The sequence below is a fragment of the Vibrio sp. IB15 genome (assembly GCF_016406055.1).
GTDB lineage: Bacteria > Pseudomonadota > Gammaproteobacteria > Enterobacterales > Vibrionaceae > Vibrio > Vibrio chagasii.
In genome coordinates this window covers 1-1305 of record NZ_JAEFCE010000142.1, presented here as the reverse complement: position 1 = coordinate 1305, position 1305 = coordinate 1, and the positions used below count along the sequence as shown (strand labels likewise).

Sequence of the window (1305 nt, the reverse complement as noted above, 5' to 3'; positions counted from 1 at the left end):
TATAACAAGATGATTGGACTCCCCATCCCCAATCCGCCTATCTTTTAATAGGAAGCAACACGGGAGTCTGATTATGAAAAATCTCATTATTGGCGTTGATCTAGCCGCTAAGGTTATTCAAGTTTGCGTTTACGCAGATAAAAAGGTGCAATCTAATCGAGAAATGACACCGAAACAGTTCAGCGCTTATCTCAGTAATCTGTCACCCTCTCTGGTGGTGTTTGAAGCTTGCGCAAGCTCTAATTATTGGAATCAAATTGCCACATCTTTAGGCCACACTTCGAAGTTAATTTCCTCTCGTTTGGTTAAAGCGGTTCGTCAGAATCAAAAAACAGATAAGAATGACGCTTTAGCGATCATTCAAGCCTCACAGTTACCTGAAGTAACTTTCGTTTCTGGTAAGACGAATAGCCAACAGCAAGCGCAATCAATGCTGAAATTACGAGAGCAAGCTGTTAAACAACGGACGGCATTAAAAAATCAATTAATAGGATTGATGAGGGAGTTTAATCTTCCAGTCTCGAGGAACCATCAAGGCTTTACTCAATCGATAGAGCTGATTTTGGAAGACGCGGACAATGAGCTAACAGCTGATTTTAGGCATATGCTGAAAGTGTCACTCGACTTATATTTGGTTTTGTGCGAAGCCATTGATACTTATGATCATTCCCTTGATCAATGGATAAGGTCAATCCAAGAATGCCAAAAGTTAATGAAGATTGAAGGTATCGGTAAGTTAAACGCAGTTCATTTGTACATTGCTTTGGCATCAGGAGAACTTGGTCAGTTTAAAAAGGGAAAAGATGTTTCCGCTTGTATTGGCTTAACACCACTCCAACATTCTTCTGGTGGTAAAGCGAAGTTGGGACATATTGATAAACGGAAAAACTCAACGTTGCGCAGCCTATTAATTACTGGCGCAATGTCTGTGGTTCAGCAAGTCGTAAAACGCGATGCTAAAACAAAGAAAGAACAGTGGCTACAAGCATTAGTAGTACGTAGAGGTAAAAAATGTGCAGCGGTAGCGCTGGCAAATAAAACAGTTCGTACCGCTTTTGCTATGCTTAAATCTGATACGGAGTATAGAGCATCTATGCTCTGACAGTTTGACAAAATGAAGCGTAAGATAAAAGTTAGGTGATACAGAATAGTCGAAAGAGGAAAAGCTCGCTAACAAGCATTGTACCCTAACAGCCGAAATTATCATTGAGCAGAGGTAGCTCCTCAATAGTAGCTCGTATATAAGCACGCGAATATCTATCGTTCTTTTTGTTGAAACGGGGGAGTCCATATAAGAGACTATGG

At 40.5% G+C, this 1305-nt stretch carries 1 protein-coding gene; it reads left to right on the top strand.

The genetic code is table 11. From position 1 onward, the window contains the following. Positions 1 to 73 precede the first annotated feature (73 nt). Complete coding sequence (locus tag JC606_RS23120; RefSeq protein ID WP_102459962.1) at positions 74 to 1102, top strand: IS110 family transposase; 1029 nt, start codon at positions 74 to 76, stop codon at positions 1100 to 1102. Positions 1103 to 1305 lie beyond the last annotated feature (203 nt).